The following is a 15,990-nucleotide window of genomic DNA, read 5'->3' as shown; positions in this document are numbered from 1 at the left end:
TGTCAAATCATCGGTTTCTATTTCTCTTGCACTTCATTTCAAAGGAAAGAAAAATGCACTTACTAACTGAAGTTTGTTTCTATTCCGGTGTGGCTACGCTCTCGCTAATTGGTGGTGTAGCAGCAGTTATATCGCCTTTAGGAGTTGGGTTATTTACTGTGGGCTTAGTAATGTATGTCAACCAAAACAAACAATAATAGGGACAAATTAGAGTCTGATTATCAGTGGCTTGCTTTCAAAATCCGCCCAGTCCTTTTAATAGCTTGCATCACAATTCCTAGTTTCTTTGGAGCGTATATCTATGCAGCAAATTTTGACTGTAGAGCAAATTTTAGCAATTCTCAAAGGGTACGAAGAGAGTTTGAGGATGTTGAGGGCAACGCCAGAGTACATGAGATTAGAGGCATCAGAGCGATTCACTACGTCAAATGACCTCCGGCTCGGTGATGCAATTCAAGCACTTTTCGAGGTTCATGAAGCCATCCTAAATATCGAGTTATATTCCCAAGTCGAGGGACAAACAAATGCTTTCAACGACAGCCTTACAGCGTAATCATTTGTACCAATTCCGCGCCAACAACTGCGCTACAGCCATCGCTCTAATTGTCGAGTCAATGCCCCTTTCATTTTCAATGACTCGAAAGGCAAGCGAAGAGAATTAAGCCAAAACCAAGTGCAGAGGGAGGTTTTTGAACTTGTTGAGTTTTGTGAAAACTGATAATGAAGCGATTGCCCCGACCGACCAAAGTAAGTGCAATCGCCTCACCCGAAAGTGCATCAAGTACACATCGTTACAAGGATTCTAACAAATGGCACTCGACTACAAAAATCCCAACGATTGGGGACGCTCACCTCTGACCGACTCCGCCCTAAGAAAGCAGCAATTCAGAGCGGAAAATCCTGAAGAATGGGCATCAATGATTTCGGCAGATATTGAGGCACTTTCTACACCAATATTCGAGAGTGAAGATTACCCACCCTTCACAGGAACCGAATTCTTAGCAACTCATGAAACCATTGATGACCATCCATACTCTGCTGCATTTGGTCAATTCTTGGGCAATGGGATTGACCCTGATATTGCAAATATCTTGGCGTTTGGTTCTAAGCGATTTGATTTAATCTCTGATGATTTTGACGATCCCATAAGGCAATTAGCAACGAGAATTTATAGCCGATTTGAGGACATGGGTTATTGGGATGAATTGCCCCAAGAGTCGAGCGATATCGACTACGACAACATACCTTATTAGGAGAATAACGCAATGGATTTTGCGATACGTAATCCGGTCGTTGGTCATGCAAGCCATATTGATGAAAAAGCGCAAGTATGGGGAGGGTTTGAGTCTGATATTCTGGGCTATCTTTCCGATATAAATAAGCTCGAACAGTTCGCTGATTATGCGAATAATGCCCAAGAATTATCTGACAGACTAGAACCATTTTTGGACAATGCCAAGGTCGTCTTTGAGGCGATGGAGAAGTTAACAAAAGGTCAGGTAACTTGGACTGAACTTCGTAAACAATACGGCTCTCATGTTGCGGGTGCTATCGCCAAAATTCGCAAACTCAACTCCGAATTTGATTCAGAGATGAGTAAAATAGATGCCCAAGATAGAGCCGACTTACTGCGAATTGACCAAAAGCGTAAACACGCATTAACCGAAGTTGCAGCCCAATTACACCATGATTTACAAGCAGAATTGTGGAGACATGAGAACAAAATTAGCGGCATAGAAAACAGGCAAGTTGTGCAAGCAGAACGGCAGGCAATCACAACAGGGCTGAGAGAGAAACGCCAGCAACTTTTAGCCCGTGCAAGATATGGCTCAAGAGCATTAGAGCCGAATCAAACGCCCCAGGAAGTTATACCAATTCAATCCCAAAATCATGCACCATCTTCTAGTGTTTCTGCAACAGGAACAGTTCGTGGCTGGGGTGCAATGTTGGGTAACTTGTGGCAGAAGTTAGGCGACAGATAATCAATTAATTAGGTAAGGCTGATGCTAGTAAGGAAACGAAATGAAGATCCTCATAGCGTCAGCCCTTTCTTGCATGAAGGGCTGGCACAAACACCACAACAACAACATCAGCAACAGAAACAACCCGAACAATTACCACCACTGCCAGAAAACAACAGAGGTAGAACTTTTAGACGTGCTGGTAATGCAAGTGAAATTGTCGCTGGCAGTTGCTTAAACAGTGCTGTTATTTTTACCTTTCATCTATTGCAGGTTCACCCTGTTGGAATGTTCTTAGCTGTGGGTACTGCACATCTGTATTTTACTGCCACTGCAACAGGTGAAGGGTTTAATAATTTCGTTACTAATTTAATGACTGGTTGCAGTGCATCGTTAGCGTTATTGTGTGCGCTTTCCGACCCGATTAGTGAATGGAATGAAGCTCGGATTTCTACTGGTACAGCTAATACTTCAATTGAAAAGGTGTATCAGCCAAAAACTGCTGAATCTTCAAGCTGGATGGATGGTGCAGGAGTGGGCATATTTCTAGCGATATTAATGCTTTTTCTATTTGGTGGCAGGAGAAGTAAATGAATTATTTAAGTGACAAACATAAACAGTTATCGGAGTCGCAACAATCGGGTTTAATGTTGTGGTTTGGTCGCCTGCCAATGGACAAGAAAGCTGTTGCAATTGGGCTGAGTTTGACTGTGGGTATTAGCTCGGCGGCGATGGCGTGGCAAGGAACTAGCAGCGATCGGATCTACTTCTGTGTCAAAACCCCTTCAAAAACATTGGTGTGTCAGGACAAAGATAACCGTCCTTTTCGCATGACCCCATTTTATTGGTCACAGTGGAAGAGTGATGGAATGCCCCCCCAAGTAGTACGTGACCCAGCAATGGGGGTAAACGGGTTGGTGAAAGCTACCAACCCATATAAGCCGTTGTGGGCGTTTGGGGGATTCCTGGGGTTTGCGCTTGCGGGGTGGATGCTCCGCCATTGCCAGTATGAGGAGAAACAGAGAGCCGTATTTGAGGACATCGCCCAAAAACGGGATGCTGCAAAGGCAGAGATGGCGGCACGTTCTGAGCTACTAGAGAGTTACCGAGACGTTGCGATCGCAGAAGTCCAACTACAAGCTGACCTGGATCTAGTGGCCAATGATCGCACTGTGGATATCCAAAAAGCCGAGATTTACGCCCACACGGAAATTGAAGTTACCCAAATGGAGGCAACTGATGCCATTTTTGAGGCGCAAACGGCTGGGATGACCGAGCAACAGAAGGCGGAGTACATCAAGCAGCTACGTGAGATGAAAACGCCCTATCTGCAAGGGAGTCAGACTTTAGCGGGGACGATTGACCCCAACGATAAAGTTACTGGGGGAGAACAGCCGGCAATCGCTCCCACTGACAAATATCGCTGGATTAACAACACCATCGGCTACCCCACTTTAATATTTGGTGGCATGGGTGCGGGTAAATCCTGGACTACTAGAGAAATTATTTGGCATAAGCGCTCTGCTGGCTGGAATCAAATCTTTGTACTTGACCCACATGGAACTTCTGTTGAATGGCGAGGGGTGAATCTAATTACTGGTTACAGGGAAATAGCCGACTTTATGCAATGGTACATGGCGGAAATGCGCCGCCGTTACAAAGCCTATCGTGAAAGCGGAATGGTTGAGGAGCAATGGACGCAACACTTAAGAGACACAAACCAACATTTCTGTGTAGTCGCTGAGGAGTTTACAACTTGGACAGATAACATTGTTGAGCCAATGCCAGACGATTGTGAGGATGAAAAATGGAAGCCCGACCCTGATTTTATTGGTAAATGGTTTCGCTGTGCCATGACCGAATCTCGCAAACAATTAATGATTCCTTTGTTCGTAGCTCACGACCGCACAATGGAAATCTTAGCTAAAGCCAAAGGATTATCAAAACTTCGAGATGCGGCACTGTTAGAAGTAGAACTAATCGCAACTATTGACCCAATCACCGCAGAAGCAAAAGCTAGTGGCATGGGTAAAATTAAACTGCCAGGGCATGGGCAATGGATTGATATTGAACTGCCTAAACTTGACCACAAGCGAATTGATTTTCGGCTTGATAAACGTTTGACCAGTGATGAACCGCCAACCATCGATAAAGCCACTTTAGAACGCATTTATGAACTGGAATTCAATCTTGCTAACAAAGCAGGTGACACCCAAGATGAACCTAAGAAACTATCACCCCAGGCGCAAAAACTGTATGAATATTTCATCAGAACTGAGCGGATTGAAGCTGACGTGAGAGAGTTTAAGGGCAACTTTAAAGTGGCTGGTGAAAGATTCACTGTTGAGCAAATAAAGGGGTGGATGTACGAGATTGTGGGCGCAGGATTGGCGGATTGGATTGGTGAAGGAATTATCCATCTCTTGCACGAAAAAGAATGATGGTGTCTGGCTCAAGGGATGTAAAAACGGGGCAAAATGCGAGACATCAACCCCAGACACGGCAGACACCAAAAGCCTGAAACCCTTACAGAGCTTAGACACTCCTCGGACACCAGTTCAGACACCGCAAGACACCACGGCAAGGGTTGATGTCTTAATAATGTCTGCCAGACACGACTAATTAATTTCTGAAAATAGCTAACACTATGCACCCAATTGAGTTTAAGAAAAAGTGGCAATTAACTTACAACGATTTAGCACTCGTCTTAGGTTACGAAAATGATTTCACTGTCCGTTGCTGGGGGATAAATGGAGGACACAGGCGCAACCCTCAAAAAGTTGCTTATGTTGCTTGTCGCCTTCTAGATGAAAAATGGTCAGCTGAGGGGAAAGTTATAGATTCTTACCTTTGATAATTTCTCTCCGCGTCTCTGCTAATTAATTTATTGAAATACCTGAATCCTATGCACCCAATTGAGTTTAAGAAAAAATGGCAGTTAACTTACGACGAGCTTTCACTTGTCTTAGGTTATGAAGGTGATTATACCGTCCGTTCTTGGGGTACGAATGGAAGACACAAGCGCAATCCTCAAAATGTTGTTTATGTCGCTTGTCGCCTTCTAGATGAAAAATGGTCAACTCAGGGGAAACAAGTAAATTCTTACCTTTGATGCTTGTGTGAGTCGGGACAATTATAGTCAACTGTTTAATCAGTGCTTTTCAGAATTTATTCGGGAGAGAATAACGTGTCTAACTCTGTTGAAAATTATTTAACTGTTGAGGGAAGTAATCAATCTGTGAAGGCGTTTTTTGAGCAAGCAAATACTAATCAAAGCTTATTTGATTTCCATGCTTTTGTACCAATGCCGCCAGATGTTTTTCAGGGTGATTTAGGAACGGAAGAACAACAGATGTATCCAGGTGAACAAAATTGGTATGAATGGTCAATCTCAAACTGGGGTACAAGCACGAATGGATATACAGTAGTACATAAACCTCCTTTTGTGCAGTTTAGAACCGTATGGAGTGTTCCTTTACCTGTTCTCTTGGCTGCCTCTGAACAATTTCCCGATTTAAAATTTACAAATGAATGGATTGAGGAAACATTAGAAGCGGCGGGAAGGTTCATTTTACAGAATGGTCAGATTTGGCTAGACGAATCAGAAATTTATGAGATGTGGTCAAATAAACAATCAAAATATATTCACCCCTTGAATTTAAAGTATTGCTTTTCAAAGTACATAACATATTTGAAAGAGTTCGCTCAAGAAGAAGGAGATGATTCTCCTTATGTATTTTATTTAAATGCTAGTGATGGCATAGGTACATTTTTTGGACTGGCTCATATAAGTAAGTTCTTATTAAAGAGCTTTTCTAAGCGCACAACCAACCTGAAACCAATGGTTTTTGAAGATACTGAGTCCTAATGAACGAGGGGGTTTTGGAGTGTATGCCGGGCGATGATCCTGTCTTTTTATGAGTGGCTTTGTTCCGGCATAGCTCCAAAACCCCCAATGTATTTTTTGATTGACAAAAAGTAGTTTTAGGTGCGACTCTAGCCCTACCCCATGCCCAATCCCGGCTGTACCCCATTAATGAATCAATTAGTTTTATAACAGTCTATCAACAGCTTTAAAACTATTTTTTAACAACATCTAACTTATCCAACTTTTCAAATTATTTTAAAAGTTCTAGCTAATGGTTAAAGATACGCTATATATTAAAATTAGTTTTAAGTTAAAAGTTAAATATGAAAGAAGCTCGTCATATAGCTACTGGAAGAATAGTCCTAGCATCTGAAGCAGATTATGCAGAATATAATGGTATTTTTCAGTGTCCACATTGTAAAGTCCCATTACGACTAAAAAAAGAATATACTACTCGTTTAGGTAAAACAATAACTGCGGCTTTTACTCATCCTCCATCTGAAACAGATATGGAGAAAAAGTGTCCAAAACGAATAGATATTGATTTTAATAATATAGAATCACAAATAACATTTCCTGAATCTAAGGAACAATGTTATAAGCTTTTGAAGGAAAACTTTTTAAACTGTTTAAACAATTATAGCAAAGTTACCCTTACAGAACAATATTCTACAGATGAATCTGCATTAGAATGTATACGTATTCTCCTAAAGTTAAACAATAAGATAATCCCAAAAAAACAAAACCGTAAATATATTGATGAACTTCCAGAATTACAACCAGAAAAAATTAAAAAGCGTTTTAAACATACAGTATATGAGTACTCGAAATCTCATAAGCCAAAACTTTCTGCTGTAGAAAGTAACTTGAATTTTACAATGCAGAAATATAATAGTTTGGTTTGGGGAATAGAATTTTTAATCTATGAAGCTGATGAGTATTTTTTGCAAAAAACATTAGACTTTATCTTTGGCAAGTATGTCGCTAATAAAAAAATTAAAGGTATAGAATACAAAAGCGAAATGTTTTACAATGGTGAAGTACTTTACAATGGCGAAATTGCAAGAATATTAGGCTTTGAATTAAGTATTATAAAGCAAGCACATCTGCTTTTATCAGATAATAAATCAATAGATGAGTTTTTTCGTGAAATGTACAAAAAAGAATTCTCCGGCAGCAATGGAGTTATTTTTAATGAAATAACAAAAATTCATAATGCGGTATTTAAGCATATTATAAATTACTTAGTTTATTTCCCTTGGGAATCTCTATCTAACTACAAAGCTAAAAAGTTAGGACGTAGCGCTAGTAAACGCAAGAGACGAGCATTATAAAATCAATCATAAGTAATAAATATCTATAAGTCTTAGGCGTGGAGATACGACTTATTTTTAAACATTACAAAATAGGTAAGGTTTTACTATAAATAACATTTCAACCAAATAGGGCTAATTCCTACTGCACGTCCAGTTTTAGAACAATTGCGCCAGTGTGGGATGTATTTATCTGACCGCGTGATCAATCACGCATTAGCATTGGTAGGGGAATAGATTGACTACCAAGCCTTTAGCGGATCATACCTGATGATGGTTAACGTGCTACAAACATAAGCAGATTTTATCAGCCAACGGTATCATGCGGGTTGTAGCGATTGCGATTGATAAGTTGGAATTGATGAGGTGCGATCGCGTTGGTGTCGCCAACGGAGTTACAATACTTTCGGTCATCAATTACACGTAATGCCGATAACGTGTAATTGATGACCCAAAGTATTGTAACTCCGTTAGCGTCACGAAAGCGATCGCACCGAATCAATTTCAACTTATCAATCGCAATCGCTACAACCCTCATTCTGGCGTTGGCTGATAAAACCTGCTTATGATTGCAGCACGTTAACCATCATCAGGTATGATCCGCTCACGGCTTGAGAGTCAATCTATTCCCCTACCAATGCTAATGCGTGATTGATCACGCGGTCAGATAAATACATTCCACACTGGCGCAATTGTTCTAAAACTGGACGTGCAGCAGGAATTACCCCTCGTTGTTTGGCGGTAATAACGATGCCCAATGTCCCCCGTACCGGAATTCCCAAAGTGGCAGCACAACGACGGGCTGCTAAATCATCTAGAATTACTTCTGTACCTGGATTTACATAGCCCCAGGTCAGTACGGCTGACTCACCTAGACCCAAATCCCAGCTTTGAATCACATTCGGGACTGGTGGTGTTTCTTGTACAACCAACCAATCAGTATTATTGAGCGTCACTGCTGTTACGTCTGCTGACCCATACGCCTGAATTTCTGTGGCTACAGCATCGGGAACAATAATTGATGATCCCATTAGGAGCAACAAATCAAGAAAGCCGCCCTTGGTCAAAAAAATTAATGGGGATGTGTTGATAGCAGGCAGTTCAGCCACGGTTTAACTCGCTCTGCAAATCATCAAAATCAACAGCGAAGACATCCACTTGTTCACGGGCTAGGACGGCTAGAAAGTCTCGGCGGTTTAGCCCAGCAACAGAGGCGGCTTTCTCCATCGAGATTTCCTGCTTCTGATACCAGTAAATAGCAGCAGCGAGGCGCATATCACGCACAAACTCTTCTGGACTCAGGCGACGGGCGCTAAATACTTCTTCTGGCAGGTTAATCGTGACATTAGACATGATTTCTGTCCTAAATTGCTGCATTCATAATATCAACCATTTCTTTTTAAAAGCGATCGCTCTCCCTGGATGCGCCTGTTGTGCTACCACCAACCACGATTGAGATAACACCCGCTCTGTATCTAGGTTTAGGCCAGAGTAACTTACTTGGGTAAGTTGCTTTAGTTTACTAATAATCTACAAGTATATTAAAGCAAGCAACTTATTTAAATGATTATCTGACTGTACCTTAATTGATTTTATGCTGTAAATTACTTAATTTATAATAGCTCCACAGTGCTTGCCTTATTCCATCTAGGTCAGACACCAATTATGGTTTAGACGTTTATAGTCAGACACTTTTGAATTTTAGTAACTTACTTTAGTTTTCTTAACTTAATGTAGTAAGCTGCCAAAGCGCATTAGTAAATTACTATTAACACAATAGTACATTACTTTAATTTGTTTTAAATTTAACGTAACTGACTTTAAATTACCCATACACATATAGCAGTATATGGCTACTAAAGACTGGTTAGACAATCACGCTAAAGTCACAGCATACCTTGACTTCAGCCTCTACGCTAGTTTAGAGAAGTGGATGAAAACACACAAAATAAAGAAAGCCTCTCAAGCTCTGACAATTATACTTGAGCATTATTTAGAGGGCAATATTCCGATTGAAGTGATGCCAGAGAACCTAGAACTTGAGGTAAAGCAGCTTAAGGTGAAAACCACCGAAATTGATGGTTTAGAGGCAGCCGTAGCCGAGCAACAAAAGGAATTTAATGATGAGATAAACTCGCTTAGAACAGAAATAGATGGGCTACGGCAAGCTCTTATTAATGCGGGATTATCATCTCTGCGAGAGAGGGTAGAGGACATACCCAGAGGCAAAATCAAATTCTCACATTCTGATCATGATGCTAAACAGGGGCTAACCAAGACTGACCTATGTGAGCGGATAAACATCAACGGCAGTCAAATCAATCAATGGGCAACGATGCTTAACCTCGACCCTGATGAGTACCTGTTTGAATTGACTGGCTGGAAGAAACCCCTGAACGCTCGGCGGTACTTCCCGGTGTTGGAGAATGAGCAAAAGCAAGCTGCGAAAACTAGCTAGTAGAAGGCGATCGCCGATCTGACGGTACACAGAAAGGAAATTGACAATACCAACAACATTATCTAGCACAGGGGTTCACAGTGTTAGGGTTTTGTCTATGACTCAATGCCGCAAGCGTCTAGACTCGCTTCTATACCCTCATTTAGTAAATGTTTTGGTATCGATACGTGATATCAAAAGAGGGCTATGCCCTTTTGGAAGAAGCTCTGCAAGGTGCATCTGGCATCACCGTGCCAACTACTTTTATTCCATTCTTTTTTCTAATTTCTGAATTGACTCAATCGCTTCCTGATGCTCTTTGTGCTTGGTCTGTTGTTGAAATAGGGAAGCAGCTTTGTGCAAATCGTCTATTGCCTGTTGATAATTTCCAATTAAAGTTTGGGCTAACGCACGATGGTTGTAAGCCTCTGCACAATTCGGGTCTAGTTCCAGTGCTTTGTCACAGTCGATAACTGCTCCTCTGGCATCTCCCACATGATGCCGACACAGACCGCGACAGGCATAGACTATTGCTATGTTACCTCCCAGGTCAATTGCTTGACTATAGCTACTGATTGCCTTGGAGTAATTTCTGGTGTGGTAATAAGTATCTCCAAAGGCCATATGAACCGAAATTTTCTTAGGATCTAGCTGCAAAGCTTGCTCACAATCAGACACAGCCGCTTCATAATTCCCCAGCGCGCAGTGTGCAGCAGCACGAAAAGTATACCCCGCTAAGATGCTTGGATTCAGTCTTAGAACCTGATTACAATCTTCTAGGCGTTGTTTATAATTGCCCATCAGCCCATACACAATGCCTCGATGTAAATAAGCAACTAGCATTTGGGAATTAAGTTTTAGGGCTTGCGTATAGTCAGCAATTGCTTCTGGGTACTTGCCCAATGCCCAATAAGCATCCGCCCGATGCCGATAAGTATCAGCATGATTTGGTAACAGACGGGCTACCTGGTCGTAATCGCTAATTGCACTTGGGTAATTCTTGAGGCGATAGCGGGCCAATCCTCTATTCAAATAGGCATCACAATTGCTGCTATCAAGACGTAGGGTTTGATAATAATCTGCAATTGCTTTTTGGAACTGATTTATGTTGGCATAAGCCATGCCACGATAGAGACAAGCTTGGATATGTTTTGGATTGGCTTGAATTACCTGTGTGAAGACTAGTATCGCTCCCTGGTAGTCACCACGCTGATATTTTTCGATTCCCTGATTGAAGAGAAATTGAATATTCATAACTGCTAAACTGACGTGAGACTTTTTTAGCCCCAAGAAGTACTTAGATTTAGTTCGCCAGCGTCTCTTAAAATAAGGGACTTCCTGGCAACGGTAACGAAGACACTAATACTACAGGATGTAACTTTTTTTGCCTGAGACATTGAGCAGCGGTGAGAAGCTTATAGATAATTCTTATTCTTAGTGTTCCCATTCTTGAGCAGCCAGGAATAATTCTGGAGAAAGTTTTTTTGTCAGCATCACAGAGGTAGTGAGGCAGTTCGTATCTCAAGCGTTCACCTCTTTTCGCCAAGAGGTAGACGAGCGCCTGGGGGAGTTCGCAGCTTGAGAGAGTCAGGTGAATCTCTTTGGCAGAAAGTGAAGCCAGACTATGAGGCAATTCGCTCCTCTTCGATGCGGGTGGTTTCCTATACCGCCTGTCAACTGGTGCCGTGATGTTTTTGGCGCGTCGCAGCATGAGTACAGCAATTTTCTTTCGCCTTCTTCAGCAGTTCTGGCTCAAGCCACCAACAGAAAACCCCGGTGATGAACCGAGGGCTAATGTCTGCTGTCTAGTTTCTGTCTAGATGTCTGTCTTGTCTGTCCCTTGCTGTACAAGGATTCTGTCTAATTCTGTCCGTTCTGTCCATCTGTCTGATTTTGAGCAATTTCGATAGTATTGGCATCAAGCCAGACGGCTAGACCATTCTCAACCAACTCATTAAACAGTCGCTTCAACTCCTCCGAACTGAACCGTTGACCTTTTACCTTAAAGTTGGGCTGTATCTCCTGTATGACTGCCGATGTTCTCCCTGTGCGTTGGAGGTATTGCAGCAGAGATTGGGCAACAGGTGTTAGGGATGGGGTAGGGCTAGAGTCTGCCTTGCCACCAATATTAATTTCTAGTTCATAGATGCGCTCTAAAGTGGCTTTATCAATGGGTGGTATTGGGTGAGATTCGGCTGCTGGTGTAGGGGAGCTAAAATCAGATATTTTTACGCTCATAGTCGGCAGATGAACATCAAGCCATTCGTTAGAACTATCGAGTTTTACCTTTGCTTTACCCGTTGATAAAGGCTGTAGTGTAACTGAATCTACTTCCGCCAAACATTCAACTTGGAGCATCTTAGAAACAAGATTATGTAATCCCTTAATGCCAAACAAACAAGTCTGGGTATTGTTGTGAGCAACCACCGTTAGGGGCATCTCTTGTTTACGGCTTTTAGTTAATGCCAGCTTCCCGAATTTGTCTAACAGTTCTGCATCTTTAATGAAGTCGCCGTATGTGGTGGCCTCCTCACAGATTAAAGACAAAGCTTTACCTTCTGCCCAAAGTTTCTGCCGCCATTGCGACTCACTCAATGATGAATTATTAAAGGTTTTTAACCGTGATTCCAGTTCCTCAACGTAATCGCGGATCTGCTGTTCAATATCATCCCAGGAGTGGTAACTTTCAACTCCTCGCCATTCACTACGGTTCGAGTCAGGGTCAAGGACAATCACACGGTAGCCGGCTTGTTTTTTGAGTTGGATTACATAACGGGCTAGCCAAGATTTACCACCGCCTTGGTTGCCCCAGATAAGGGCAGTTTGTTTAATTAGGTTTTGCACCCATGCCGTTTTATTGTCCTGTGATGCAATCGCTCCTGCTTCAGATCCAGTAACTTTGTCGTTGGGGTCAATCGTCCCCGCTAAAGTCTGGCTACCTTGTAGATAGGGCGTTTTCATCTCACGTAGCTGCTTAATATACTCTGCTTTCTGTTCTTCGGTCATCCCAGCCGTTTGCGCCTCAAAAATGGCATCAGTTGCCTCCATTTGGGTAACTTCAATTTCCGTGTGGGCGTAAATCTCAGCTTTTTGGATATCCACAGTGCGATCATTAGCGACTAGATCCAGGTCAGCTTGTAGTTGAACTTCTGCGATCGCAACGTCTCGGCAACTCTCTAGTAGCTCGGAACGAGCGGCCATCTCTGCCTTTGCTGCGTCCCGTTTTTGGGCGATGTCTTCAAAAACTGCCCTCTGCTTCTCTTCATCTTGGCAATGGCGAAGCATCCACCCCGCAAGAGCAAACCCCAGGAATCCACCAAACGCCCAAAACGCTTTATATGGGTTAGTCGCTTTCACTAACCCATTTACCCCCATTGCTGGATCTCTCACTACTTGGCGCGGCATTCCTTCTTGTTTCCATTGCTCCCAGTAATAGGGGGTCATGCGGAATGGTCTGTTATTCTTGTCCTGACATACCAATGTTTTCTTTGGGGTTTTGACACAGAAATAAATTCTGTCGCTGCTAGTTCCCTGCCACGCCATCGCAGCTGATCCAATCCCTACTGTTAAACTCAGCCCAATTGCAACAGCTTTTTTATCCATCGGTAACTGTCCGAACCACTTCATTAAACCCGATTGTTGCGACTCTGATAAAGTTTTATGTTTCTCACTTAAATAATTCATTTACTCTTCCTTCCACCAAATAAAAAAATCATTAATATCGCTAGAAGTATGCCCACTCCTGCACCATCCATCCAACTTGAAGATTCAGCAGTTTTTGGCTTATAAACCGACTCAATTGAAGTATTAACTGTACTAGTAGAAGTTCTCGATTCATTCCACTCACTAATCGGTTCATTGAGCGCACACAATAGGGCTAATGACGCACTGCATCCAGTCATTAAATTAGTGACAAAATTGTTGAACCCTTCACCTGTTGCAGTAGCAGTAAAGTACAGGTGTGCAGTACCCACTGCAAGAAACATTCCAACGGGGTGAACTTGCAATAGATGAAAGGTGAAAATTACTGCGCTATTTAGACAACTGCCAGCGACAATTTCACAAGCGTTACCAGCACGTCTAAATGTTCTACCTCTGTTATTTTCTGGCAGTGGTTGTGGTTGTTCTGGTTGTTTCTGCTGCTGATGTTGTTGTGATTTCTGTGCCAGCCCTTCCATTGAAAAAGGGCTGACGCTATGAGGATCTTCATTTCGTTTCCTTACTAGCATCAGCCTTACCTAATTAATTGATTATCTGTCGCCTAACTTCTGCCACAAGTTACCCAACATTGCACCCCAACCGCGAACTGTTCCTGTTGCTGAAACACTAGATGCTGGTACATGATTTTGGGATTGAATTGGTATCACTTCCTGGGGTGTTTGGTTCGGCTCTAAAGCTCTGGAACCATACCTTGCACGGGCTAAAAGTTGTTGGCGTTTCTCTCTCAGTCCTGTTGTGATTGCCTGCCTTTCAGCCTGCACAACTTGCCTATTTTCTATACCGCTAATCTTGTTTTCATGCCGCCACAATTCTGCTTGCAAATCGTGGTGTAATTGGGCTGCCACTTCTGCAAGTCCGTGCTTACGTTTTTGGTCAATTCGCAGGAGGTCGGCTCTATCTTGGGCATCTATCTTGCCCATCTCTGAATCAAACTCGGAGTTGAGTTTGCGAATCTTAGCGATAGCACCCGCTACATGAGAGCCGTATTGTTTACGAAGTTCGACCCAGGTTACTTGCCCTTTTGTTAGCTTCTCCATCGCCTCAAAGACGACCTTGGCATTGTCCAAAAATGGTTCTAGTCTGTCAGATAATTCTTGGGCATTATTCGCATAATCCGCAAACTGTTCGAGCTTATTGATATCAGAGAGATAGCCCAAAATATCAGACTCAAATCCTCCCCAGGAAAGCGCTTTTTCATCGATATGGGAACTATGACCAACTACCGGATTACGTATTGCAAAGTCCATTGCTAAAACTCCTAATAAGGTATGTTGTCGTAGTTGATATCACTCGACTCTTGGGGTACTTCATCCCAGTAACCCATATCTTCAAATCGGCTATAAATTCTCGTTGCTAATTGCCTTACGGGGTCGTCAAAAGCATCAGAGATTAAATCGAATCTGTTCTCACCAAATGCCAAGATATTTGCAATGTCAGGGTCAATGCTATTACCCAAGAATTGACCAAATGCAGCAGAGTATGGATGGTCATCAATGGTTGAATGAGTTGCTAGAAATTCTGTTCCGGTGAAGGGTGGGTAATCTTCACTCTCGAATATTGGTGTGGAAAGTGCCTCAATATCTGCCTCAATCATTGCTGCCCATTGTTCAGGATTTTCCGCTTTGAATTGCTGCTTTCTTAGGGCGGAGTCAGTCAGAGGTGAACGTCCCCAATCGTTGGGATTTTTGTAGTCAAGTGTCATTTGTTAGAATCCTTGTGTACTTTTCGTTTTGCGGCGAGAGATACATCCTGATTAGGCGATCGCCAAGCTTGCCGGCAGGTGCGATCGCTTCATCATCAGTTCTCACGAAATTCAACAAGTTCAAAAACCTCTCTCTGCACTTGGTTTTGGCTTAATTCTTTTCGTTTGCCTTTGGAGTCATTAAAAACGAAAGGCGCATTGGCTCTAGAGTTAGAGCGATGGCTGTAGCGGAGTTGTTGACCACGGAATTCATAGAGGTGGTTACGTTGCAAAGTTGTCGTTTCTAACATTTGCTCCCTCAAACCTGCGAATAGAACTCGATATTTAGGATTGCTTCGTGAATCTCCATCAAGGCTTGCACTGCATCACCCATCTTTAAGTCATTTGATGTACTGAACTTTTCGGACGCTTCGATTTGTTTGTAATTGGGAGATGCTTGCACAAATCTTAGAGTCTGTTCACAACCGAGGATGATGGTCATTATTTCTGTTGTTGTTAGGCTTGGTTGTGTCTTTTGGGTGTCTTGGTCGCTCATGACTTTTTCCCTTTCCTTTGGGTTTTGATTGGTGCGGCTGGCGCTTCTGGCTGGCTCGGTTTCTGAAGTACATAGCTGATTGCCCCTGCACCTCCCACGGCTGCGGCGATAGTGAACATATTGTTTCTGCCAAGCTGCTGAACTCCGAAGTAGCCAAGGGCTAACGCTGCTGCTGTTGCTCCAATGCCTAAAACCGTGTTTCTAAATCTGGATTTGGTCATGCTGCCCCTTTGAAATTAGTGACCATTGCGCTAAGTGCCGATTTATTTGGCTGTGTAGATGGCGCTGTTTCAACTTTTGGTGATGTTTGCACATTGCCATGTTGAAAAATCAGCTTCTCTACACCTGCCGAAAGTGCTTGTGTTGGCGCGTCTTGGGGTAAATCAAACATCTTGCACAATTCAATTACTGCTAGATAGGAAATGGTTATACGCCGAGATTCGTAATTCATTAA

The 15,990-nt window shown here is 42.6% G+C and carries 23 protein-coding genes; 11 read left to right on the top strand and 12 right to left on the bottom strand.

Annotated elements, in window-relative coordinates:
• Window positions 1-53 precede the first annotated feature (53 nt).
• From HUN01_RS01370 to HUN01_RS01325, 10 genes are all read left to right on the top strand, one after another.
• Window positions 54-197, top strand: a complete 144-nt coding sequence (locus tag HUN01_RS01370) for a hypothetical protein (RefSeq protein WP_181374386.1) — start codon at window positions 54-56, stop codon at window positions 195-197.
• A gap of 104 nt (window positions 198-301) precedes the next feature.
• Entirely contained in the window at window positions 302-553 is a 252-nt protein-coding gene (locus tag HUN01_RS01365) for a hypothetical protein (RefSeq protein WP_181927224.1), read from the top strand.
• 256 nt (window positions 554-809) lie between these two features.
• Window positions 810-1,253, top strand: coding sequence for a hypothetical protein (locus HUN01_RS01360; protein WP_181927223.1), 444 nt, complete (start codon window positions 810-812; stop codon window positions 1,251-1,253).
• Window positions 1,254-1,265: 12 nt separating this feature from the next.
• Window positions 1,266-1,982, top strand: coding sequence for a hypothetical protein (locus HUN01_RS01355; protein WP_181927222.1), 717 nt, complete (start codon window positions 1,266-1,268; stop codon window positions 1,980-1,982).
• A 21-nt stretch (window positions 1,983-2,003) separates the two neighbouring features.
• Entirely contained in the window at window positions 2,004-2,555 is a 552-nt protein-coding gene (locus HUN01_RS01350) for a hypothetical protein (RefSeq protein ID WP_181927221.1), read from the top strand.
• Entirely contained in the window at window positions 2,552-4,402 is a 1,851-nt protein-coding gene (locus HUN01_RS01345; protein WP_181927220.1) for a hypothetical protein, read from the top strand. The genes HUN01_RS01350 and HUN01_RS01345 overlap by 4 nt, the downstream gene beginning before the upstream one ends.
• A 206-nt stretch (window positions 4,403-4,608) precedes the next feature.
• Window positions 4,609-4,815: a hypothetical protein gene (locus HUN01_RS01340; RefSeq protein ID WP_181927219.1), complete on the top strand. Its 207-nt coding sequence runs from the start codon at window positions 4,609-4,611 to the stop codon at window positions 4,813-4,815.
• Between the two features lie 51 nt (window positions 4,816-4,866).
• A complete protein-coding gene (locus HUN01_RS01335; RefSeq protein ID WP_181927218.1) occupies window positions 4,867-5,073 on the top strand; it encodes a hypothetical protein in 207 nt (68 codons plus the stop codon).
• 75 nt (window positions 5,074-5,148) lie between these two features.
• Entirely contained in the window at window positions 5,149-5,829 is a 681-nt protein-coding gene (locus HUN01_RS01330; protein ID WP_181927217.1) for a DUF1281 family ferredoxin-like fold protein, read from the top strand.
• A 323-nt stretch (window positions 5,830-6,152) separates the two neighbouring features.
• Complete coding sequence (locus HUN01_RS01325) at window positions 6,153-7,163, top strand: hypothetical protein (protein ID WP_181927216.1); 1,011 nt, start codon at window positions 6,153-6,155, stop codon at window positions 7,161-7,163.
• 286 nt (window positions 7,164-7,449) lie between these two features.
• Here HUN01_RS01325 and HUN01_RS01315 read toward each other — a convergent pair whose 3' ends face one another.
• The 3 genes from HUN01_RS01315 to HUN01_RS01305 all read right to left on the bottom strand — a co-directional run bounded on the left by HUN01_RS01315 (window position 7,450) and on the right by HUN01_RS01305 (window position 8,495).
• Window positions 7,450-7,680 (bottom strand): hypothetical protein, encoded by a 231-nt coding sequence (locus HUN01_RS01315; protein WP_181927215.1) that lies wholly within the window; start codon window positions 7,678-7,680, stop codon window positions 7,450-7,452.
• A gap of 85 nt (window positions 7,681-7,765) precedes the next feature.
• Window positions 7,766-8,251, bottom strand: coding sequence for a PIN domain-containing protein (locus HUN01_RS01310; protein WP_181927214.1), 486 nt, complete (start codon window positions 8,249-8,251; stop codon window positions 7,766-7,768).
• A complete protein-coding gene (locus HUN01_RS01305) occupies window positions 8,244-8,495 on the bottom strand; it encodes a UPF0175 family protein (protein WP_104902469.1) in 252 nt (83 codons plus the stop codon). The genes HUN01_RS01310 and HUN01_RS01305 overlap by 8 nt, the downstream gene beginning before the upstream one ends.
• Window positions 8,496-8,991: 496 nt before the next feature.
• Here HUN01_RS01305 and HUN01_RS01300 point away from each other — a divergent pair, with 496 nt between their 5' ends.
• A complete protein-coding gene (locus tag HUN01_RS01300) occupies window positions 8,992-9,600 on the top strand; it encodes a hypothetical protein (RefSeq protein ID WP_181927261.1) in 609 nt (202 codons plus the stop codon).
• Window positions 9,601-9,843: 243 nt separating this feature from the next.
• On the opposite strand, the gene HUN01_RS01295 is transcribed toward HUN01_RS01300, so the two are convergent.
• The 9 genes from HUN01_RS01295 to HUN01_RS01255 form a co-directional block, all read right to left on the bottom strand.
• Window positions 9,844-10,833, bottom strand: coding sequence for a tetratricopeptide repeat protein (locus tag HUN01_RS01295; protein ID WP_181927260.1), 990 nt, complete (start codon window positions 10,831-10,833; stop codon window positions 9,844-9,846).
• 606 nt (window positions 10,834-11,439) lie between these two features.
• Window positions 11,440-13,263 carry an ATP-binding protein gene (locus HUN01_RS01290; protein WP_181927259.1) on the bottom strand — a complete coding sequence of 608 codons (1,824 nt, stop codon included), beginning with the start codon at window positions 13,261-13,263 and terminating at the stop codon, window positions 11,440-11,442.
• The gene (locus tag HUN01_RS01285; protein ID WP_181927258.1) at window positions 13,260-13,808 is read right to left on the bottom strand and encodes a hypothetical protein; all 549 of its coding nucleotides are present in this window, start codon (window positions 13,806-13,808) and stop codon (window positions 13,260-13,262) included. Before HUN01_RS01285 ends, HUN01_RS01290 begins: the two co-directional genes overlap by 4 nt.
• Window positions 13,809-13,829: 21 nt before the next feature.
• Window positions 13,830-14,546, bottom strand: coding sequence for a hypothetical protein (locus HUN01_RS01280; RefSeq protein ID WP_181927257.1), 717 nt, complete (start codon window positions 14,544-14,546; stop codon window positions 13,830-13,832).
• 11 nt (window positions 14,547-14,557) lie between these two features.
• A complete protein-coding gene (locus HUN01_RS01275) occupies window positions 14,558-15,001 on the bottom strand; it encodes a hypothetical protein (protein ID WP_181927256.1) in 444 nt (147 codons plus the stop codon).
• A 95-nt stretch (window positions 15,002-15,096) separates the two neighbouring features.
• A complete protein-coding gene (locus HUN01_RS01270; protein WP_181927255.1) occupies window positions 15,097-15,291 on the bottom strand; it encodes a hypothetical protein in 195 nt (64 codons plus the stop codon).
• 8 nt (window positions 15,292-15,299) lie between these two features.
• Window positions 15,300-15,536, bottom strand: coding sequence for a hypothetical protein (locus tag HUN01_RS01265; protein ID WP_181927254.1), 237 nt, complete (start codon window positions 15,534-15,536; stop codon window positions 15,300-15,302).
• Window positions 15,533-15,757 carry a hypothetical protein gene (locus tag HUN01_RS01260; protein WP_181927253.1) on the bottom strand — a complete coding sequence of 75 codons (225 nt, stop codon included), beginning with the start codon at window positions 15,755-15,757 and terminating at the stop codon, window positions 15,533-15,535. Before HUN01_RS01260 ends, HUN01_RS01265 begins: the two co-directional genes overlap by 4 nt.
• A complete protein-coding gene (locus HUN01_RS01255) occupies window positions 15,754-15,987 on the bottom strand; it encodes a hypothetical protein (RefSeq protein ID WP_181927252.1) in 234 nt (77 codons plus the stop codon). Before HUN01_RS01255 ends, HUN01_RS01260 begins: the two co-directional genes overlap by 4 nt.
• Between the last annotated feature and the right edge of the window lie 3 nt (window positions 15,988-15,990).

This window comes from Nostoc edaphicum CCNP1411 (assembly GCF_014023275.1).
Taxonomy (GTDB): domain Bacteria; phylum Cyanobacteriota; class Cyanobacteriia; order Cyanobacteriales; family Nostocaceae; genus Nostoc; species Nostoc edaphicum_A.
The sequence above is the reverse complement of the archived record's forward strand: the minus strand, read 5'-3'. Positions and strand labels throughout refer to the sequence as shown.

What these genes read in the sequence shown, in the direction of transcription:
- HUN01_RS01370 (WP_181374386.1), top strand. Translation starts at nt 54, where the DNA reads ATGCACTTACTAACTGAAGTTTGTTTCTATTCCGGTGTGGCTACGCTC.
- HUN01_RS01365 (WP_181927224.1), top strand. Translation starts at nt 302, where the DNA reads ATGCAGCAAATTTTGACTGTAGAGCAAATTTTAGCAATTCTCAAAGGG.
- HUN01_RS01360 (WP_181927223.1), top strand. Translation starts at nt 810, where the DNA reads ATGGCACTCGACTACAAAAATCCCAACGATTGGGGACGCTCACCTCTG.
- HUN01_RS01355 (WP_181927222.1), top strand. Translation starts at nt 1,266, where the DNA reads ATGGATTTTGCGATACGTAATCCGGTCGTTGGTCATGCAAGCCATATT.
- HUN01_RS01350 (WP_181927221.1), top strand. Translation starts at nt 2,004, where the DNA reads ATGCTAGTAAGGAAACGAAATGAAGATCCTCATAGCGTCAGCCCTTTC.
- HUN01_RS01345 (WP_181927220.1), top strand. Translation starts at nt 2,552, where the DNA reads ATGAATTATTTAAGTGACAAACATAAACAGTTATCGGAGTCGCAACAA.
- HUN01_RS01340 (WP_181927219.1), top strand. Translation starts at nt 4,609, where the DNA reads ATGCACCCAATTGAGTTTAAGAAAAAGTGGCAATTAACTTACAACGAT.
- HUN01_RS01335 (WP_181927218.1), top strand. Translation starts at nt 4,867, where the DNA reads ATGCACCCAATTGAGTTTAAGAAAAAATGGCAGTTAACTTACGACGAG.
- HUN01_RS01325 (WP_181927216.1), top strand. Translation starts at nt 6,153, where the DNA reads ATGAAAGAAGCTCGTCATATAGCTACTGGAAGAATAGTCCTAGCATCT.
- HUN01_RS01315 (WP_181927215.1), bottom strand. Translation starts at nt 7,680, where the DNA reads ATGAGGGTTGTAGCGATTGCGATTGATAAGTTGAAATTGATTCGGTGC.
- HUN01_RS01305 (WP_104902469.1), bottom strand. Translation starts at nt 8,495, where the DNA reads ATGTCTAATGTCACGATTAACCTGCCAGAAGAAGTATTTAGCGCCCGT.
- HUN01_RS01300 (WP_181927261.1), top strand. Translation starts at nt 8,992, where the DNA reads ATGGCTACTAAAGACTGGTTAGACAATCACGCTAAAGTCACAGCATAC.
- HUN01_RS01295 (WP_181927260.1), bottom strand. Translation starts at nt 10,833, where the DNA reads ATGAATATTCAATTTCTCTTCAATCAGGGAATCGAAAAATATCAGCGT.
- HUN01_RS01290 (WP_181927259.1), bottom strand. Translation starts at nt 13,263, where the DNA reads ATGAATTATTTAAGTGAGAAACATAAAACTTTATCAGAGTCGCAACAA.
- HUN01_RS01285 (WP_181927258.1), bottom strand. Translation starts at nt 13,808, where the DNA reads ATGCTAGTAAGGAAACGAAATGAAGATCCTCATAGCGTCAGCCCTTTT.
- HUN01_RS01280 (WP_181927257.1), bottom strand. Translation starts at nt 14,546, where the DNA reads ATGGACTTTGCAATACGTAATCCGGTAGTTGGTCATAGTTCCCATATC.
- HUN01_RS01275 (WP_181927256.1), bottom strand. Translation starts at nt 15,001, where the DNA reads ATGACACTTGACTACAAAAATCCCAACGATTGGGGACGTTCACCTCTG.
- HUN01_RS01270 (WP_181927255.1), bottom strand. Translation starts at nt 15,291, where the DNA reads ATGTTAGAAACGACAACTTTGCAACGTAACCACCTCTATGAATTCCGT.
- HUN01_RS01265 (WP_181927254.1), bottom strand. Translation starts at nt 15,536, where the DNA reads ATGAGCGACCAAGACACCCAAAAGACACAACCAAGCCTAACAACAACA.
- HUN01_RS01260 (WP_181927253.1), bottom strand. Translation starts at nt 15,757, where the DNA reads ATGACCAAATCCAGATTTAGAAACACGGTTTTAGGCATTGGAGCAACA.
- HUN01_RS01255 (WP_181927252.1), bottom strand. Translation starts at nt 15,987, where the DNA reads ATGAATTACGAATCTCGGCGTATAACCATTTCCTATCTAGCAGTAATT.